Source organism: Rhodospirillales bacterium (assembly GCA_014323865.1).
Taxonomy (GTDB): domain Bacteria; phylum Pseudomonadota; class Alphaproteobacteria; order SP197; family SP197; genus SP197.
The window spans coordinates 542,142-558,918 of the sequence record JACONG010000016.1 but is presented as its reverse complement, the minus strand read 5'-3'; the positions used below and the strand labels follow the sequence as shown (position 1 = coordinate 558,918).

The 16,777-nt window shown below is 65.9% G+C and carries 16 protein-coding genes; 9 read left to right on the top strand and 7 right to left on the bottom strand.

Going from position 1 to position 16,777, the window contains the following annotated elements; all coding sequences use genetic code 11:
* Positions 1 to 155: 155 nt before the first annotated feature.
* From GDA49_11645 to gyrB, 3 genes are read left to right on the top strand one after another with little or no spacing between them, the layout of a single operon-like run.
* On the top strand, positions 156 to 1,274 hold the full coding sequence (locus GDA49_11645; GenBank protein MBC6441036.1) for a DNA polymerase III subunit beta: 1,119 nt from the start codon (positions 156 to 158) through the stop codon (positions 1,272 to 1,274).
* Between the two features lie 13 nt (positions 1,275 to 1,287).
* Complete coding sequence (gene recF, locus GDA49_11640; GenBank protein ID MBC6441035.1) at positions 1,288 to 2,460, top strand: DNA replication/repair protein RecF; 1,173 nt, start codon at positions 1,288 to 1,290, stop codon at positions 2,458 to 2,460.
* Between the two features lie 17 nt (positions 2,461 to 2,477).
* On the top strand, positions 2,478 to 4,913 hold the full coding sequence (gene gyrB, locus GDA49_11635) for a DNA topoisomerase (ATP-hydrolyzing) subunit B (GenBank protein MBC6441034.1): 2,436 nt from the start codon (positions 2,478 to 2,480) through the stop codon (positions 4,911 to 4,913).
* A gap of 855 nt (positions 4,914 to 5,768) precedes the next feature.
* Here gyrB and GDA49_11630 read toward each other — a convergent pair.
* Positions 5,769 to 6,095 (bottom strand): hypothetical protein, encoded by a 327-nt coding sequence (locus GDA49_11630; GenBank protein ID MBC6441033.1) that lies wholly within the window; start codon positions 6,093 to 6,095, stop codon positions 5,769 to 5,771.
* Between the two features lie 145 nt (positions 6,096 to 6,240).
* On the opposite strand from GDA49_11630, the gene GDA49_11625 reads away from it, so the two are divergent.
* The gene (locus GDA49_11625) at positions 6,241 to 8,235 is read left to right on the top strand and encodes a PBP1A family penicillin-binding protein (GenBank protein MBC6441032.1); all 1,995 of its coding nucleotides are present in this window, start codon (positions 6,241 to 6,243) and stop codon (positions 8,233 to 8,235) included.
* Positions 8,236 to 8,239: 4 nt separating this feature from the next.
* On the opposite strand, the gene GDA49_11620 is transcribed toward GDA49_11625, so the two are convergent.
* From GDA49_11620 to cobA, 3 genes are read right to left on the bottom strand one after another with little or no spacing between them, the layout of a single operon-like run.
* On the bottom strand, positions 8,240 to 9,439 hold the full coding sequence (locus tag GDA49_11620; protein ID MBC6441031.1) for a multidrug effflux MFS transporter: 1,200 nt from the start codon (positions 9,437 to 9,439) through the stop codon (positions 8,240 to 8,242).
* Positions 9,436 to 10,743: a cobyrinate a,c-diamide synthase gene (locus GDA49_11615; protein ID MBC6441030.1), complete on the bottom strand. Its 1,308-nt coding sequence runs from the start codon at positions 10,741 to 10,743 to the stop codon at positions 9,436 to 9,438. Before GDA49_11615 ends, GDA49_11620 begins: the two co-directional genes overlap by 4 nt.
* Before the next feature lie 4 nt (positions 10,744 to 10,747).
* Positions 10,748 to 11,602, bottom strand: coding sequence for a uroporphyrinogen-III C-methyltransferase (gene cobA, locus GDA49_11610; protein MBC6441029.1), 855 nt, complete (start codon positions 11,600 to 11,602; stop codon positions 10,748 to 10,750).
* A gap of 77 nt (positions 11,603 to 11,679) precedes the next feature.
* On the opposite strand from cobA, the gene GDA49_11605 reads away from it, so the two are divergent.
* From GDA49_11605 to GDA49_11595, 3 genes are read left to right on the top strand one after another with little or no spacing between them, the layout of a single operon-like run.
* Positions 11,680 to 12,765: a cobalt-precorrin-5B (C(1))-methyltransferase gene (locus GDA49_11605; protein MBC6441028.1), complete on the top strand. Its 1,086-nt coding sequence runs from the start codon at positions 11,680 to 11,682 to the stop codon at positions 12,763 to 12,765.
* A gap of 4 nt (positions 12,766 to 12,769) precedes the next feature.
* Positions 12,770 to 13,510 (top strand): cobalt-precorrin-6A reductase, encoded by a 741-nt coding sequence (locus tag GDA49_11600; GenBank protein ID MBC6441027.1) that lies wholly within the window; start codon positions 12,770 to 12,772, stop codon positions 13,508 to 13,510.
* Positions 13,511 to 13,541: 31 nt separating this feature from the next.
* Positions 13,542 to 13,919, top strand: a complete 378-nt coding sequence (locus GDA49_11595) for a cyclase family protein (GenBank protein ID MBC6441026.1) — start codon at positions 13,542 to 13,544, stop codon at positions 13,917 to 13,919.
* 459 nt (positions 13,920 to 14,378) lie between these two features.
* Here the strand turns inward: GDA49_11595 and GDA49_11590 are convergent, their stop codons facing one another.
* The gene (locus GDA49_11590; protein MBC6441025.1) at positions 14,379 to 14,702 is read right to left on the bottom strand and encodes a hypothetical protein; all 324 of its coding nucleotides are present in this window, start codon (positions 14,700 to 14,702) and stop codon (positions 14,379 to 14,381) included.
* A gap of 161 nt (positions 14,703 to 14,863) precedes the next feature.
* Positions 14,864 to 15,628 carry an endonuclease III gene (gene nth, locus GDA49_11585; protein ID MBC6441024.1) on the bottom strand — a complete coding sequence of 255 codons (765 nt, stop codon included), beginning with the start codon at positions 15,626 to 15,628 and terminating at the stop codon, positions 14,864 to 14,866.
* A 110-nt stretch (positions 15,629 to 15,738) separates the two neighbouring features.
* Between nth and GDA49_11580 the strand changes: the two genes are divergently transcribed.
* Positions 15,739 to 16,245: a DUF2244 domain-containing protein gene (locus tag GDA49_11580; protein ID MBC6441023.1), complete on the top strand. Its 507-nt coding sequence runs from the start codon at positions 15,739 to 15,741 to the stop codon at positions 16,243 to 16,245.
* Between the two features lie 81 nt (positions 16,246 to 16,326).
* On the opposite strand, the gene GDA49_11575 is transcribed toward GDA49_11580, so the two are convergent.
* Positions 16,327 to 16,512 (bottom strand): hypothetical protein, encoded by a 186-nt coding sequence (locus GDA49_11575; protein ID MBC6441022.1) that lies wholly within the window; start codon positions 16,510 to 16,512, stop codon positions 16,327 to 16,329.
* A gap of 95 nt (positions 16,513 to 16,607) precedes the next feature.
* Here GDA49_11575 and GDA49_11570 point away from each other — a divergent pair, with 95 nt between their 5' ends.
* Complete coding sequence (locus tag GDA49_11570) at positions 16,608 to 16,775, top strand: hypothetical protein (protein MBC6441021.1); 168 nt, start codon at positions 16,608 to 16,610, stop codon at positions 16,773 to 16,775.
* Positions 16,776 to 16,777: the final 2 nt, after the last annotated feature.

The following is a 16,777-nucleotide window of genomic DNA, read 5'->3' as shown; positions in this document are numbered from 1 at the left end:
GACACCTTCAAAGTCCCCGGGAACTGGCGTTCCCGGGGACTTTGTGCTATAGTTGATCAACCCTGTGATGACTGGTTTTGTACACAGTAATGTCCCACAACCGAATCGGACATGCCGAAACCGGTCGAACACTCACCTGCGACGGACCTTGTTAAATGAAGCTGGCTATTGAACGTGCCGTTCTCCTGAGGGCGCTGGCGCACGTGCAGAGCGTCGTCGAGCGGCGCAACACCATCCCGATTCTCTCCAACGTCCGGCTCGAAGCGGCCGACGGCACGCTGCGCCTGACCGCGACCGACATGGATCTTGAGGTGGTCGAGGCCGTGCCTGCCACTCTCCAGGTCACCGGCGCGACCACGGCGGCGGCCCATGTTCTCTACGACATCTGCCGCAAGCTTCCCGAGGGATCCGAGGTAGCGCTCGACGCAACCGGCGATTCGAGCCGACTGTCGATCGCCTGCGAACGGATCCACTTCTGCCTGCCCTGCCTGCCGCCTCAGGACTTCCCCATGATGTCAGGCGGCGACTTCAGCCACAGCTTTGCGCTGCCCGCCTCCGAGTTGCGCCGCCTGATCGACAAAACCAAGTTCGCAATCTCGACCGAGGAGACGCGCTACTACCTCAACGGCATCTATCTGCACGGCACCGACGCCGACTCGGGCCCGATGCTGCGGGCGGTCGCGACCGACGGCCACCGGCTGGCGCGTATCGATTCGGAGCAGCCCGACGGTGCGCGCGGCATGCCAAGCATCATCGTGCCGCGCAAGGCCGTGGGCGAGTTGCGGAAGCTGGTCGACGAGATCGACAGCGCCGTGGAGATCGAGCTCTCCGACACCAAGATCCGCTTCGCCTTCGATACCGTCGTTCTGACGTCGAAGCTGATCGACGGCACCTTCCCCGACTACGAGCGGGTTATACCGCAGAGCAACGACAAGATGCTGGAGATGTCGGCCACGAGATTCGTGCAGGCGGTCGACCGCATGGCCGCGATCTCGACCGACAAGTCGCGCTCAATCAAGCTGGCGCTCGATTCCGAGCGGCTCGTGCTGTCGGCCAACAGCCCCGACAGCACGTCGGGCGAGGAGGAGCTGCCGGTCAACTATTCCGGCCCGTCGATCGAGATCGGCTTCAACTCCCGTTACGTGCTGGAGATGGCCCAAAACTTCCAGGGCGAGCAGATCCGCTTCCAGATGGCCGATGCTGTGTCGCCCACCATCGTCCACGACACCAGCGACGACCGCACACTTTACGTCCTGATGCCGATGCGGGTCTGAAGTAGGATTGCCGATGGCAGCACCCCAGCCGGCCAGCAAGGAAATTCCGACCGCAACCGTTGCCGTCAGGTCGCTGTCGCTGACCGCCTTCCGATCATGGGACCATGTCAGGCTCGACTTGGGTCGTGAGCCGGTCGTGCTAACGGGCGCCAACGGGGCGGGCAAGACCAATCTTCTGGAGGCTGTGTCGTGCCTTGCGCCCGGGCGCGGGTTGCGTGGCGCCAAGCTGCAGGACCTGGCCCGACGCGGTGCGACCGCACCTTGGGCCGTCGCTGCGAAAGTGTTGACGGCCAATGGCCCGATCCGCGTTGGCACTGGTGCCGATCCCGAGGGTGACGGCAACCGACGTGTCGTTCGGATCGACGGAGAAGGTGGGCGAGGGCCGTCGGCGCTTGCAGAGATCTTCTCAATGATCTGGCTGACGCCGGCCATGGACGGTCTGTTTCGCGAATCGTCCTCGGCCCGGCGGAAGTTCTTCGACCGGCTGGTCTATGCCCACGATCCGCTGCACGCTCGCCGCATCGGCGCCTACGAACGCGCCATAAGGGAACGCTCGCGACTGCTCAAGGAAGGCCGCCGCGACCCCTCATGGCTCTCCGCATTGGAGGAGACCATGGCCGAGACGGGCATCGCGGTGGCAGCGGCCCGGCGCGATCTGGCCGACCGGCTAGCGCCTGTGCTGGCGTCCGGTCTGGACCCCTTCCCCGGTGCGGCCCTGGCGCTCGACGGTAGCCTGGAGACCTGGATCGCATCTATGCCCGCGGTCGATGCCGAACAGCGCTTCCGCGACCTCTTGGAAGCCTCCAGGCCACGCGACGCCGAAGCGGGCGGAGCCGGCGACGGGCCGCACCGCATGGACCTAGCTGTCACCCACCTGCCGAGCGGCATGGAAGCAAGTCTCTGTTCGACCGGGCAGCAGAAGATGTTGGTCATCGCGCTGCTGCTTGCGGCCGCCCGGCTGGAGTCGCGGCGGCGCCCGCCGGTGCTGCTGTTCGACGACATCGTCGCCCATCTCGACGCATGCCATCGTGACGCGCTGGTCGACGCCGTGCTCGACTTCGGCCTGCAGGCTTGGATGACCGGCACCGACGACGACCAGTTCAGCGCGCTCGAGGGGCGCGCCTGTTTCTTTCATATCGCGGACGGCAAAGCCCGGCCGCGGGACGGCCAGGGAACCCAAGAATGAACGAAGAAGCCCGTGACATGAGCGAGGCCCATAACGGCGCCGACTACGGTGCCGATTCGATCAAGGTGCTCAAGGGGCTTGATGCGGTACGCAAGCGGCCGGGCATGTACATCGGCGACACCGATGACGGTACGGGCCTGCACCACATGGTATTTGAGGTCGTCGACAACGCGATCGACGAGGCGCTCGCCGGCCACTGCGACACGATCAACATCACCCTCAACGCCGAGGGATCGGTGACGACCACCGACAACGGCCGTGGCATCCCGACCGACATTCATTCCGAGGAGAGCGTGTCAGCGGCCGAGGTAATCATGACCAAGCTGCATGCCGGCGGGAAGTTTGATCAGAACAGCTACAAGGTCTCCGGCGGCCTGCACGGCGTGGGTGTCTCGGTGGTGAACGCCCTGTCGTCGCTGCTGGAACTGACGATCTGGCGCGGTGGACGCGAGCACAGCATGCGTTTCGTACACGGCGATGCGGAGGCACCGCTGGTCGAAGTTGGCCCGACCGACCGGACCGGCACCCAGGTCACCTTCACGCCCTCGGGCGACACCTTCACGATGACCGAGTTCGACTTCGGCGTCCTGGAACATCGTCTGCGCGAGCTCGCCTTCCTCAACAGCGGCCTGAAGATCATTCTGACCGACCGCCGGACCGTCGAAGTGCGCGAGGAAGTGTTCCACTACGAGGGCGGCGTGCAGGCCTTCGTTGCCTATCTCGACCGCAGCAAGACCGCCCTGCACGGCGAATCGATCTGGTTCACGGACGAAAAGGACGTGCCCAACGAGCCGAACCGCGCCATCGCAGTCGAGGTCGCGATGCAGTGGACCGACGCGTTCCACGAGAACACGCTGTGCTTCACCAACAACATCCCGCAGCGCGACGGCGGCACCCATCTGGCGGGCTTCCGCGGCGCTCTGACGCGCACGATTCAGGGCTACGCGTCGGCCAACGGCCTGTTCAAACGTGAAAAGGTCCAGATCACCGGAGAGGACATGCGGGAAGGTCTCACCGCCATCATCTCGTGCAAGGTGCCGGATGCAAAGTTCGCCTCGCAGACCAAGGACAAGCTGGTCTCCTCGGAGGTGCGGCCGATCGTCGAGCAGGTCGTGGGCGATCGCCTAGGCCAATGGTTCGAGGAGCACCCCAAAGAGGCCCGGACGATCGTGTCAAAATGTGTCGAGGCCGCCGCCGCGCGCGAGGCTGCACGCAAGGCGCGTGATCTGACCCGCAAGAAAGGCGCGCTCGATATCGCCAACCTGCCGGGCAAGCTGGCGGACTGCCAGGAGAAGGACCCCGAGAAGTCGGAGCTCTTCATTGTCGAGGGTGACTCAGCCGGCGGTTCGGCCAAGCAGGCGCGTGACCGCTCGAACCAGGCGGTGCTGCCCCTGCGCGGCAAGATCCTGAACGTCGAACGGGCGCGCATCGACAAGATGCTCTCGTCCGAACAGGTCGGCATGCTGATCACCGCACTGGGCGCGGGCATCGCCGACGATTTCGACATCGCCAAGCTGCGCTATCACAAGATCGTCATCATGACGGATGCCGACGTCGACGGCGCCCACATCCGCACGCTTCTTCTGACCTTCTTCTTCCGTCACATGGAGTCGATCATCAAGGCGGGCTACCTCTATATCGCCCAGCCGCCGCTGTTTAAGGTCAAGCGCGGCTCCAGCGAGGTCTACCTCAAGGACGGGCAAGCCTATGAGGACTACCTGATCGAGACCGGCCTAGAAGACTGTGTCTTTAATCACTACGACGGCCGCCAGATCGCCGGAAACGAGCTCAGGGAGATGATCCAGCAGGCGCGCCGCGCAGCCCACCTGATGCGCGCTCTGACCCGCCGCCTGCCCCTGCTGGTGGCCGAGCAGACGGCCATTGCGGGCGCGCTTTCGCCCGACCTGCTGAACGAGCCCGAAAGCGGCCCCGCAGCCGCCGACTACATCGCCCGGCGTCTCGACAAACTGAGCGACGAGAACGAACGCGGCTGGTCGGGTGCCTCCGATGGCGAGGGCGGTCTTGTCTTCCAACGCACCGTGCGGGGCGTCACCGAGACCCATCGGATCAATGGCAGCCTCGTCGTGTCGGGTGAGGCTATGGGGCTGAACGCCATGGTCGAGCACCTACAGGGAAACTACGCGCATCCAGGTACGTTGCTGCGCAAGGACAAGGAGCACGACGTCCTCGGCCCGAGCGGCCTGGTCGAAACAATAATGGAGCTCGGCCGCCGGGGCGCGTCGATCCAGCGCTACAAGGGACTTGGCGAGATGAACCCGGACCAGCTCTGGGAGACCACGCTGGACCCCGATGCGCGCACGCTGATGCGGGTCACCGTGAAGGACGCGAACGAAGCGAATGACCTCTTCGAAACCCTGATGGGCGACGTCGTCGAACCTCGCCGCGAGTTCATCCAGACCAACGCTCTGAAGGTGACAAACCTCGACGTCTAGCAACCCGCTCTGCCGTGTCGTCGGATGCCGCCCTCGTGATGGCATGAGGCGGCGGCACGACGACCGGAAGACAACCCACGTCTGGCCCGACAGCCCCGCATGAGGATAGCCCCCCTGCCGATCGAGACACGATGGAAGCCCGGCTGCCAGGAACCACCGCGCTCGGCCCGCGGAAAGCAAGGCGAACAGGACCGGTATCAGGAAGTAGCGGGGCTGCGGATAGCGCCCCAGACCCAGGCCGATCAGGACCGCCGGAACAAGGAAGACCACCAGAAGCACGAAGAGGGTGCCGGGATGGCGCACGCGCAGCGCCACGATGATGCCCCAGACCGCGCCCAGCGACAGCACCATGACGGGCTGCCAGGGGACAACGGGTTCCAGGGGAACGACCAGCGACCCGGCCATGGCCAGAAGGCTCGCCAAGGCGTCCGCGGGCTCGCTCTTGCCGTAGAACCCCAGCGTCAGGAAGAGCCGCCCGATGTAGCCGGCGCCCACCACAACCGACAGCACGGCAAGCGAGGCCACATCGCGCAGACCTGCACGATGCCCGGCCAGCCTGAATCGGCCAGAGGCACATGCTGTGGCGATCAGCGCCGCGAAAACCGGCAGGAACAGCAGGTGGGACAGGAATCCTACCACCGCCATGGCCGTGAAGAAGGCACCGCCCGGGTGTGCATCGGAGTCGATCCGGCGCAACAGGCCGAGGCCGGCGCCGAGCGACGCGGAGATCGGCAGCGCAGCCCCGCGCCTCCGAACCGTCTTGCACGAAAGGCAATCCGACCGCGATCACGAGACAGACGACCAGGGCCGGGAACCCGTGCTGGCGCTGCGCCAGCACGGCTACCAGCGGGACCGTCAGTGTTCCGGCCACGACCGGACAGGCCGCGCCATGCTCAGGTCGCGGGGGGCGCCGCCGGAGACCAGGCCGACGAGCCACAGCCAAGCCGTGTTAAGCGGATGGCTGTTGTCGTGCATCAGCAAGGCGAAAGCGCCGATGATACCTTCGGACTGCGACGGCAGGAAAGCGATGAGATAGAGACTCCAGACCTCGTCGATCGAGAGAGGTCCTGCGGCATCCATCGCGCGCAGGACCAAGGCAACCGCCGTCAGGACTGCTACGATGGCCATGTAGACCGGCGTTACGACAGCCGTGTCGCGCGCGCGCTGGTTCTGCGACGTCACCCTCGACTGTCCCCGCATCGCCCTTCAACCGGCACAATGTCCTCTGGACTGCCGTTCCGGGAACGAGGCTATCATGACGGTGACAGCGCTCGCCACGGAGCGGCCTGACATGGCGCAGCGCAAGAAGGCCAAGCCGAAGAAAGCCATGAAGGCGGCAACGAAGCCCGCCACGTCGAAGGCCGCGCCCCGCGCCAAGGATAGGGAGGAGGCGACATCCCGACCGCGCCGACGCTGGTTCCGGGTCTTTCTGCGCTGGAGCGCGGTCGCCTTTATCTGGGGCGGGCTGGCGTTCGCCGGCCTGATCGGCTGGTATGTGCTCGACCTTCCGGATCCTGCCGAACTGATCAATGACCGGGCACCCTCGGTCACAGTGCTCGGTGCGGACGGCCAGGTGATTGCGACCTACGGCGAGCTGCACGGCGAGGTCCTCCATTTCGAGGATCTGCCCGAGACCCTGATCTGGGCCGTCACAGCGACCGAGGACCGGCGTTACTTCGAGCACATCGGGGTCGACATCCGGGGCATCGCTCGTGCGGCTTGGGTCAACATCCAGGCCGGCGGGGTGCTCCAAGGCGGCAGCACGATCACCCAGCAGGTCGCCAAGAACCTCTTCCTCACACCTGAGCGGTCGTTCAAGCGCAAGGCCCAGGAGGCTCTTCTGGCGCTCTGGCTCGAACGCCGTTTCACCAAGGGGGAGATACTCGCGATCTACCTGAACCGGGTCTATCTCGGTGCGGGCACCTATGGCGTCGACGCGGCGGCCAAGCGCTACTTCGACAAGTCGGCGCGCGATCTGACCCTGCCCGAGGCCGCGATGATCGCCGGCCTTTTCAAGGCACCGTCCCGCTACAACCCGGCTGCCGACCCCGCTGCCGCCCGCATTCGGTCGGCCGAGGTGATCGACAATATGGTCGAGGCGGGATTGATCGACGAAGAGACCGCGCGCGCCGCCAAAGCCGCACCCCTCAACCTCGTCGGCGAGCGGCCGGCGGGTGGTGATGCGCGCTACGCCGCTGACTGGACCGTCACGCGCGCCGCCGACTACATCGGCGTGGCGCGCCAGGATCTGGTCATCGTCACCACGATCGATCCCGACCTCCAGCGCGCCGCACAGGAGGCCTTGCAGGCTGGTCTCGACGACGAGGGCGACGCGCGCGAGGGCGCCATCGTTTCCATGGCCCCCGACGGGGCGGTGCTCGCCATGGTCGGCGGCTCGGACTACAGCACCACCCAGTTCAATCGGGTCGTCCAGGCCGAACGCCAGCCAGGCTCGGCCTTCAAGCTCTTCGTCTATCTGGCGGCACTCGAGGCCGGCTACGAACCGTCCGACATTGTCGACGATCGGGCGATTGCGATCGACGGCTGGAGTCCGGTGAACTACGATGGGGAGTTTGACGGGCCGATGACCCTGACCGAGGCCTTCGCGGCGTCGACCAACACGGTCGCCGCCGAGGTGGCCTGGACCGTGGGCATGAACGATGTGATCGACGCCGCCCACAGGCTCGGCATCGACCAGGAGATGATGGCCGTGCCCAGCCTGGCGCTCGGCACAACCGACGTGACGCCACTCGAGCTGACAGCGGCCTACGCCACCATCGCCAACCAGGGACTGGCGGCACGCCCCTATGTCATCAGCGAGATCCGGACCCGTTCAGGCGACCTGCTTTACCGACGCGACGACGTCTCGCTTGCCCGGCTGGTCAAACCCGAGGTTCAGGCCGGCCTTGCCGCGATGCTCGAAACCACCATCGTGAGCGGAACGGGCCGTGCCGCGCAAATTCCCTGGCCCGCCGGCGGCAAGACCGGTACCAGCCAGGACCACCGCGACGCATGGTTCGTCGGCTTCACACGCCAGGTCGTCACCGGCGTCTGGGTCGGCAACGACGACGGTTCGGCCATGGATCGGGTTACCGGCGGCGGTCTGCCCGCGCGCATCTGGGCCGACTACATGATGGAGGCCCAACGGGGCCACGCCGCACTGGCGCTGGTCGATCCCTACGACGATGCGCCCCTCGAATACGTCCAGAAGGAGAAGGCCGAAGACAGCTACGGCAGTCTGCTGGGCGGCCTGCTCGACGAACTCGGTGGCGCCGGCGCTGCCGACCCCGACACTCGGCGCAGCGGCGGCGGCGACCGCTGAGCAATCAGCGGAACTGCCACGGCCTGATGAGCCAGCCGTAGAGCACCAAACCGACCAGCGGTCCTAGCGTGATGGCGATAACCATCGAGGCTGGGCTGCCGTCGTAGAAGGTACCAACAAGGGCCGACGCCGCGGCACCGGTCAGCATCTGGCAGAACCCCACCAGCGACGATGCCGTCCCCGCGACATGGGGGAACGGCCCCAAGGCGCCTGCGGTGGCCTGGGGCAGGGCGGCACCGTTGCCGGCGAAGACGACGATCCCGGGCAGCGCGACGAACCAGATCGAAGCCGAGCCCGTCACCAGCCCGATTGCCATCAGCGCGCCGCCGAGGATGTTGAGGACAAGACCCGCCAGCACGATCCGCTCCAGACCGAAGCGCCGTTGCAATCCGCTGCCGGAGAAACCGCCAACGAGATAACCGCCGACGGCAAGCAGGAGCATCCACCCGACCAGGTTCTCCTCGAGGCCGAGGACATCGACATAGGTGTAGCCCGCCCCTGAGAGGTAGGCGAAGAGTGCGACCGAGCTCCCGCATGCCGCCAGAACGAAGCCGAGGTACTCGCGGTGGCGCGCCATCTGGGCGAAGGCGCGAACGATCGCGTCCAAGTTGGCCGGCTGGCGCCGGGCGGGCGGTAGAGTCTCCGGCAGGATGCGCCAGGTGAAGAACGCGATGATGGCGCCGATCACGAGTGTGAGGCCGAAGACCGAGCGCCAGCCGAAAGCGACGAGCAGTTCGCCGCCGATGATTGGGCTGATGCCCGGCACGATCGTCATGGCGGTCATGCAGTAGCCCAGCACGCGCCCGGCCTCGTTGCGCTCGAACATGTCGCGCACGATGGCGCGTCCCAGCACGGTGCCGGCACAGGCGCCGCCCGCCTGCAGCACCCGCAGGGCGAGCAGCATCTCGATCGAGGTTGCGAGCACGATTCCCGCCGTGGCAGCAAGGTAGATCACCAGCGAAATCACCAAAACGGTACGGCGACCGTAATGATCCGACAGGGGCCCGTAGACCAGCTGCATCAGCGCCATACCGAAATAGAACAGGCTGATGATCAGCACGACCTGGTCGGGCGAGGCCTGCAGCGCGCGACCGATCGCCGGCAGCGCCGGAATCGCCGTATCGGTCGCCATCGGCGCGAGTGCGATCAGGCCCGTGACCACCGCGCAGGTCACGAAGACCCTGGGTGCCGAACGCAACCTCATCCGGGCTCGCGGTCGATGACGTGCAGGAACGACCCCGCGACGCGACCGGCCACCGCACCGGTCGGCCCGAAGTAGCGACCGGCCGCATCGGTCGTGTGAAACAGCGGTGTGCCGCGTTGGCGCACAAGCCGGGCGTAGTGGAACTCGTGGCCGCGATAGGTCGTGCCGGTCGGGCCCAAGACGCAATCCCGCGTCACGGTCATGCGCCGGTAGCCCAGATGCAGGCGCGGTGCGTTGAAGGACGTCACCGCGGGCAGGAGCCCGGCCATGGCGTGACTTTCGCCGTCGGCGTCGATCAGACGCTCGCCCAGAACCATGAAGCCGCCGCACTCACCGAACACGGTCACATCGTGCGCGGCCGCGGCGCGGAGACCGTCGAGAAAGCTTTCATTGCCGGCGAGCCGTGCGGCATACAACTCCGGATAGCCACCCGGCAGATAGACCGCATCACAAGCTTGGTCCGGCCCCTCGTCGTTGAGCGGCGAAAAAGGCACGATCTCGGCCCCAGCATGGCGCCAGCCATCGAGCAGGGCGGGATAGGTGAAAGCGAACGCCGTATCGCTGGCAACCGCGATGCGCTGGCCGAGGGGATCAAGCTGCGGTGCTGGCCGTTCGGGCGGCTCGACGGCGGGAGAACGCCCCAGGGCACTCAGGGCATCGAGATCGACCGCCTCGCCGACGAGCTCGGCCGCCTTGTCCAGAAAGGCCTCGAGGTCATCCCGCTCGCCGGCCTGGACCAGACCCAGATGCCGCTCGGGCAGGGCGAGCTGGTTGCTCCGTGGCACCATGCCGAGAACGGTCGTGACACCGTCGAGCGCCGCTTCGAGAATCGCGCGATGCCCCTCGCGACCGACGCGGTTCAGGATCACGCCGGCCAGCATCACGTCGTCGCGAAAGTCGCGAAAGCCCTTCACTACCGCTGCAGCCGAGGCACCCTGACCGGTGACATCAAGCGCCAGGACGACCGGCAGGCCGAGCGCGCCGGCCACGTCAGCGGTGCTGCCGTCGCCTGCAACCGGACCGTCGAACAGGCCCATCACACCTTCGCCGATGACAAGGTCGGCGTCCGAGATCACGTCGTGCGCCGTCGCGGCAAAGGTGTCGGGCCGCATGGCCCAGAGATCGAGATTGGGGCAGACCCGTCCGGACGCTGCTGAATGAAAGGCGGGATCAATGTAGTCGGGACCGACCTTGAACGAGGAGACCGAGTCGCCCCGTCGGGCGAAGGCGCGGAGAAGGGCGAGCGTCAGAACGGTCTTGCCGCTGCCACCCGACGGCGCAGCAATGATCAGACCGCCCGCCACGGAATCAGCCTGCCTGCCGGGTCCGGTCGCGCCCCAGGGGGTCAGAGTCGAGCAGGCGGCCCTCCATGGCGCCCATCCAGTCGAGACCGCTGCGCAGACGCACGATCTCGCCCATGGCGACGATCGCTGGTGCCTCGATCCCGCTCTCGGCAACGTCGGCCACAGCCGAACCTAGGGTGGTCTCCAGGACCCGCTGGTGTGCAGTCGCCGCGCGACTGACGATGGCCACCGGTGTCTCCGACATCAGGCCGCCCTCGAGAAGCTCGGTGGCGATCTCGTCCAGATGCTTGAGCGCCATATAAATCACCAGCGCTTGGCCGCCGGCGGCAAGCGCATGCCAATCGATCCCGTCAGGCATGTCGCCGCCGGCCATGTGCCCGGTGATGAAGGTAACGGTGTGGTTGGTGTCGCGATGGGTCGCCGGGATGCCGGCATAGGCGAGGCCGCCGATGCCGGCCGTGATGCCGGGCACCACCCGGAACGGCACCCCCGCACCGACCAGCGCCAGCGCCTCCTCGCCGCCGCGGCCGAAGACGAAGGGATCGCCGCCCTTCAGCCGCAGCACCCGCTTGCCGCCCCGCGCCAGCGCGATCAGGCGGTTGGAGATGTCGGGCTGCTTGGGCGAAGGCTTGCCACCGCGCTTGCCGGCATAGATCAGCTCCGCGTCGGCGCGTGCGAGATCGAGGATATTCTTGTCGACTAGGGCGTCGTAGACGACGCAGTCGGCCACGCCCAGCGCGTGATGCGCGAGCAGCGTGATCAGCCCGGGATCACCCGGGCCTGCGCCCACAAGCCAGACCCAGCCCGGCTCGAAGTCGGGAAGGTTGGGCAGACGGGATTTGCGTCGTGACGGATCCATGATGGTGAGCCTATAAACCTTCGAGAGTCGAAATCCTACAATCGGCGACATTGTTCTTCTCATCCGCGACCAGGGTCATGGCGACAAAACCCGAAGGCCCCCTGCGCAAGGGGTGGACCACCGGCGCTTGTGCGACGGCCGCTACGGCCGCCGCCTTCGAGGCACTGGCGACCGGACGCTTCCCCGATCCAGTGACGATCACCCTGCCGGGAGGCAAGGAACCGGCCTTTCCGCTCGTTCGCCGGGAGCTCGGTGAGGGGGAGGCCACCGCCTCAGTGATCAAGGATGCCGGTGACGATCCTGACATCACCCATGGCGCCGAAATCGTGGTGTCGGTCCGGTGGACGGAGACAGGGGAAGGCATCTCGTTCCGGGCCGGCGAGGGTGTGGGAACAGTCACGAAACCCGGTCTGCCGATCCCGCCCGGCGAACCCGCGATCAATCCGAAACCGCGCGAGATGATGACGGCCGCGATCGCCGATCTCGCAAGGCGCCACGGCTGCGCAGGCGACGTCGCGATCACCGTGGGCGTGACCGATGGCGCCACGCTCGCCGAGGCGACCTGGAACCCGCGCCTCGGCATTGAGGGTGGTCTGTCGATCCTGGGCACGACCGGTGTCGTCATTCCCTACTCCTGCTCGGCCTGGATCCACTCGATCCACCGCGGCATCGATGTTGCGCGCGCCACCGGACTCAACCATGTGGCCGTGTCAACCGGGCGCACATCCGAGGTGACCGTGCGGGAGCTCTACGGGCTGGAGATCGGTGCGCTGATCGATATGGGCGACTTCGCCGGCGGCATGCTGAAGTACCTGCGCCGTCACCCGGTGCCTCGTGTTACGATCGCCGGCGGCTTCGGCAAGCTGACCAAACTGGGCCAAGGGGCGATGGATCTTCACTCCTCGCGCAGCCAGGTCAACCACGCGGCCTTGGCCGCGCTCGCCGAGGCCAACGGCGCCGACGCTACGCTCGTCAGCGAGATGGCTGCCGCCACCAGTGCCGGAGCCGTCCTCGCGCTGAGCCAGGCGCATGACATTCCCCTCGCCGATGCCGTAGCGCGACGGGCGCGGGAGAGCGCGCTGGCGACGCTGGCCGGCGACACCGTCATCGACATCATCGTGATCGACCGGGCCGGCGCCATCGTTGGCCGGGCCGGACCGTGATTCCATGTTGCGGATCCTGATCCTGGGCGGCACGACCGAGGCTGTCGCGCTGGCTGAGCGGCTCATCTCGGAGCGACTCGATATCGACGTCGTCACATCGCTCGCCGGGGTCACACGCGCCCCCGGGCAGGTCCCGGGTACGGTCAGGCGCGGTGGTTTCGGCGGGGTGGAAGGCCTCGCCGACTACCTCCGGGCGGAGCGCTTTGCCGCCCTGATCGACGCCACCCATCCCTTTGCCTCTGTCATGGCCAGCCACGCTGCCGATGCCGCGTCGCAAGCCGTCGTCCCACGCATCAAGCTCGTCCGTCCGATGTGGCAAGAGACGGCAGACGACCGGTGGATTGCGGTGCGTGATGCACCCGACGCGGCACGGGCTCTCGGCGACCTCGCGCCGTCGGCCGCATTTGTGACGCTGGGCCGGCGCGACCTCGATGCCTTCTCGGACCTACGCGGCATCCGTCTTCTCGTCCGCATGATCGAGCCACCGGACGCGCCGCTGCCGCATGGCGACCTGCTGCTGGACCGCGGCCCCTTCACGGCCGAAGGCGAGACGACGCTGTTACGGGAGAACGGCATCGGCGCGCTGGTCACCAAGGCGAGCGGCGGCGCGGCGAACGAAGCGAAGATCCTGTCCGCCCGGTCGCTTGGCCTGCCCGTCGTCATGGTGGCGCGCCCCGCCATGCCAGAGGGTCAGGTCGCGGGTTCGGTTGAGGAGGTGATGGCCTGGCTCGCCGATCAGGCATGATCACCCCGAGACAACGAGGGGCGTGACCACCATGGTGCCAGTAATTCAGAAGATCATCGATCTCAGCCATCCGATGTATTTCAACATGCCGAACATCGGCGGCCAAGTGACCTTCTTCCAGCTCGACGATCATGCCTATCTCTCCGAGATCACCGGAGGCAAGATCACGATGAAAAGCCGCATGACCCTGATGCCGGAACATTGCGGCACCCATCTCGATGTGCCGCGCCACAGCGCAGCCAATGGCATTCCGCTCGATCAGGTCCCGCTGGAGCAGCTCGTGTTGCCGGGCCGCCTTCTCGATCTCAGCCACAAGCAGAACGGCGAAGCAATAACTATCGAGAACTTCGAGGCCGCGGCCAACAAATCGGGACGCAAGATTGGGCCCGGCGGCGCAACCGTCTGCTGAACCGGGTCCGACAAGCACCAGGGCAAGGAAGGCTTCGCCATGAACCGGCTCTATGTGCCGACCGAGGGGTGCATTGGCTGGTCAGTCAGGAGATCACCATCTTCTGTAACGACATGATCGGCATGGACGATCTCAACGAGGGGTGGTGACCGACACATACCGCGCTCAACGGCCGGGATGTCTGCCTGGTCCAGCAGCTTTGCAATCTCGATCAACTGGTGGGCAAGAACTTGCTCTTCGTCTGCCTGCCGTTCTCCATGAAGGGCGGCACTGGCTGCCCGGTGCGGGCCACTGCGCTTGTGTTCTGATTCCAATCACTTGTGTCATCCCGGGTAAGGTCCAGCGGGCCGCTGATCCGGAATCCCGATTCGGTAAATCGTCGAGGCTGCGCGTTGCCGTGATTCCAGCTCGCGTTCACGGCGCTCACTGGCCCGGGATGACAAGATCGGCTTGTTGCTGCTAGAGTCGCTTGGGCAGGCCGCGGCCGTTGTTCCACCAGCGGTGCGGGTTGTCGCGATTGGGGTCGTAGGCGGCTCGGCTGGTCCAGTCCTCGCGCAGAAAGATCACCGGTTCCTCGTAGTGGTGCACTGCGATCACCGCATCCATGATGCGCGCCAGCACATCGAGATCGCGTTCGAAGGATATCTTCAGTTCGACCATGGGATAGGTCTCGGTCGAGCCGGGCTCGAACCCGGCGACATGCGTGTGCGCCGTCTCCTTGCCCAGCGCCGAGATGCTGGCATTGCGCTGATAGCGCCCGTAGCCGAGTGGATGGACCTGCATGACCGCATCGAGGATGCGGTCGGTGTCGTCGGGCAGGGTCTGGATCTCGAGGATCCAGACAGGTTCGAAACGGCCGGATACGGCCCGATAGTCGGTGAAATCAGGCATGGTGGTCTCCTGTTTGGCAAACACCGTCTCACACCTCTGCTGACAGCGTGCTGTCAGGATGAGCGGCGCTTCGCCACCTTGGTCTTCGCGGCCTTTTTTGCCGTGGCCTTCTCGGGTTTCGGCGGCGCCAGTTTACGGGCACCAGTAGCCTTTTTCTCGGCCTTGGTGGCAGCCTCGATCTCGGGATCGGGAGTCTTGGGTTTGTGCGGACAGATGTCCGAGATCACACACGTCCAGCATTTCGGTTTGCGCGCAAGACAGGTGTAGCGCCCGTGCAGGATCAACCAGTGGTGCGCGCCCTTCTTCCATTGTGCCGGGACGATCCTCTCGAGCTTCTGCTCGACCTTGTCCGGTGTCTTGGCGCGCGCCAGGCCGGTGCGATTCGAGACACGAAAGACATGGGTATCGACCGCGATCGTGGCCTCGCCGAAGGCCTCGTTCATCACCACGCTGGCAGTCTTGCGGCCCACGCCCGGCAGCTTCTGGAGTTCCTCCCGGCTCTGCGGCACCGCACCGCCATGCTCGGCGAGCAGCATCCCTGAGAGTTTGATGACGTTCTTGGCCTTCGAATTGAAGAGGCCGATCGTCTTGATCTTCTCGCGCACGCCGTCTTCGCCCAGCGCGATCATCTTCTCAGGCGTGTCGGCCAGGGCGAAGAGGGCCGGAGTCGCCTCGTTCACGCTCTTGTCAGTCGCCTGGGCCGAAAGCACGACTGAGACCAGCAGGGTGAAGACATTGGTGTACTCGAGCTCGGTTTCCGGCTCGGGAATCACCGCCGCGAGCGATGCAAACAGGCGGTCGATGTCATCCTTCTTCACGCGGCCTCCGTATTTGTCTGTGGCCCGTCTCACAGTCCGGGTCCTGTTTCAGGATCCAGCCTGACACGCTTTAGCGCAAGATGACGCGTTGTGCCGGACGCGCTATCACCGTGACCATGAACGAACACGGCGACGCCAAACCTGACGGAATCTTGTTCGATGCGATGCTCGTGCCGCATCGGTCCCTCCCGCGCTGGGGCTTTGCCGTACTGATCGGCAGCCTAGCTCTGGCCCTGGGATCCGTCGGACTTGCCTTCTGGAGTCTGGGCGCTTGGCCGGTCGCGGGATTCTGCGGCCTGGAGGTGCTTCTGGTGTGGGGCGCGTTCGAACTCAACTACCGGTCCGGACGCACGGTCGAAACCGTGCGGCTCGATAACCGGGTCTTGCGAATCGACCGCCACACACCATCGGGCAGAAGGCTCTACTGGACTTTCGAGCCCGGATGGGTCCGTGTCGGGATCGAAACGCGCCGAAACGAGAGCACAGAGCTCGTGGTGACATCTCACGGCCGCCGCCTCCTGATCGGCGCGTTCCTGACCGATGAGGAACGCAGCGAACTGGCCAGCGCCATCAACGATGCCTTGGCACGCTGGCGGCGTGTTCCCGATGCCGGATAGGGCAAATCGCGCTCGCGCCCCACACAGCAGATCGTCCCACCATCGGCCGTGGCGCGCTGTATGATGCCGATGTCTACTTGGTTACCGACTCGCCGTGCTTGGTGCGGCGATCAGCATCGCGGGTACCAACGTGCTGGCGCGCAGCGCCAGGCCGGTCGCGCCGATTGCCTTGGCCCTCGGGTCGCAGGTCGCGGCGGTCCTTGCGCTGGTGCCGCTGTCGCTTGGCTTCGACCAGCCATGGACCCTGGAGATTGGCTGGACGAGCATCGGCGCACTCTTGGTGCTCGGCACCGTCGGCAGCGCCATTCCCGGCCTGATCTTCTACCCACCTGCCGGCACGCACCGGCGCGACCCCTGCTTCAATGGTGGCGTATCTCGTGCCCACCGTCGCGGTCTTGATCGGCGCCGTCTTCCTCGGCGAGCGGCTGTCTTGGGAAGCGCTCTTCGGCATGACCCTGATCGTGTTTGTAGCCTGGCTGGTGAACCGGCGCGGACGGCCAAGACTCGAAGGTGAGTGGCTGGAACCCTGACA

What these genes read in the sequence shown, in the direction of transcription:
- GDA49_11645 (MBC6441036.1), top strand. Translation starts at nt 156, where the DNA reads ATGAAGCTGGCTATTGAACGTGCCGTTCTCCTGAGGGCGCTGGCGCAC.
- recF (MBC6441035.1), top strand. Translation starts at nt 1,288, where the DNA reads ATGGCAGCACCCCAGCCGGCCAGCAAGGAAATTCCGACCGCAACCGTT.
- gyrB (MBC6441034.1), top strand. Translation starts at nt 2,478, where the DNA reads ATGAGCGAGGCCCATAACGGCGCCGACTACGGTGCCGATTCGATCAAG.
- GDA49_11625 (MBC6441032.1), top strand. Translation starts at nt 6,241, where the DNA reads ATGAAGGCGGCAACGAAGCCCGCCACGTCGAAGGCCGCGCCCCGCGCC.
- GDA49_11620 (MBC6441031.1), bottom strand. Translation starts at nt 9,439, where the DNA reads ATGAGGTTGCGTTCGGCACCCAGGGTCTTCGTGACCTGCGCGGTGGTC.
- cobA (MBC6441029.1), bottom strand. Translation starts at nt 11,602, where the DNA reads ATGGATCCGTCACGACGCAAATCCCGTCTGCCCAACCTTCCCGACTTC.
- GDA49_11605 (MBC6441028.1), top strand. Translation starts at nt 11,680, where the DNA reads ATGGCGACAAAACCCGAAGGCCCCCTGCGCAAGGGGTGGACCACCGGC.
- GDA49_11600 (MBC6441027.1), top strand. Translation starts at nt 12,770, where the DNA reads ATGTTGCGGATCCTGATCCTGGGCGGCACGACCGAGGCTGTCGCGCTG.
- GDA49_11595 (MBC6441026.1), top strand. Translation starts at nt 13,542, where the DNA reads ATGGTGCCAGTAATTCAGAAGATCATCGATCTCAGCCATCCGATGTAT.
- GDA49_11590 (MBC6441025.1), bottom strand. Translation starts at nt 14,702, where the DNA reads ATGCAGGTCCATCCACTCGGCTACGGGCGCTATCAGCGCAATGCCAGC.
- GDA49_11575 (MBC6441022.1), bottom strand. Translation starts at nt 16,512, where the DNA reads ATGCTCGTCCAGCCAATCTCCAGGGTCCATGGCTGGTCGAAGCCAAGC.
- GDA49_11570 (MBC6441021.1), top strand. Translation starts at nt 16,608, where the DNA reads ATGGTGGCGTATCTCGTGCCCACCGTCGCGGTCTTGATCGGCGCCGTC.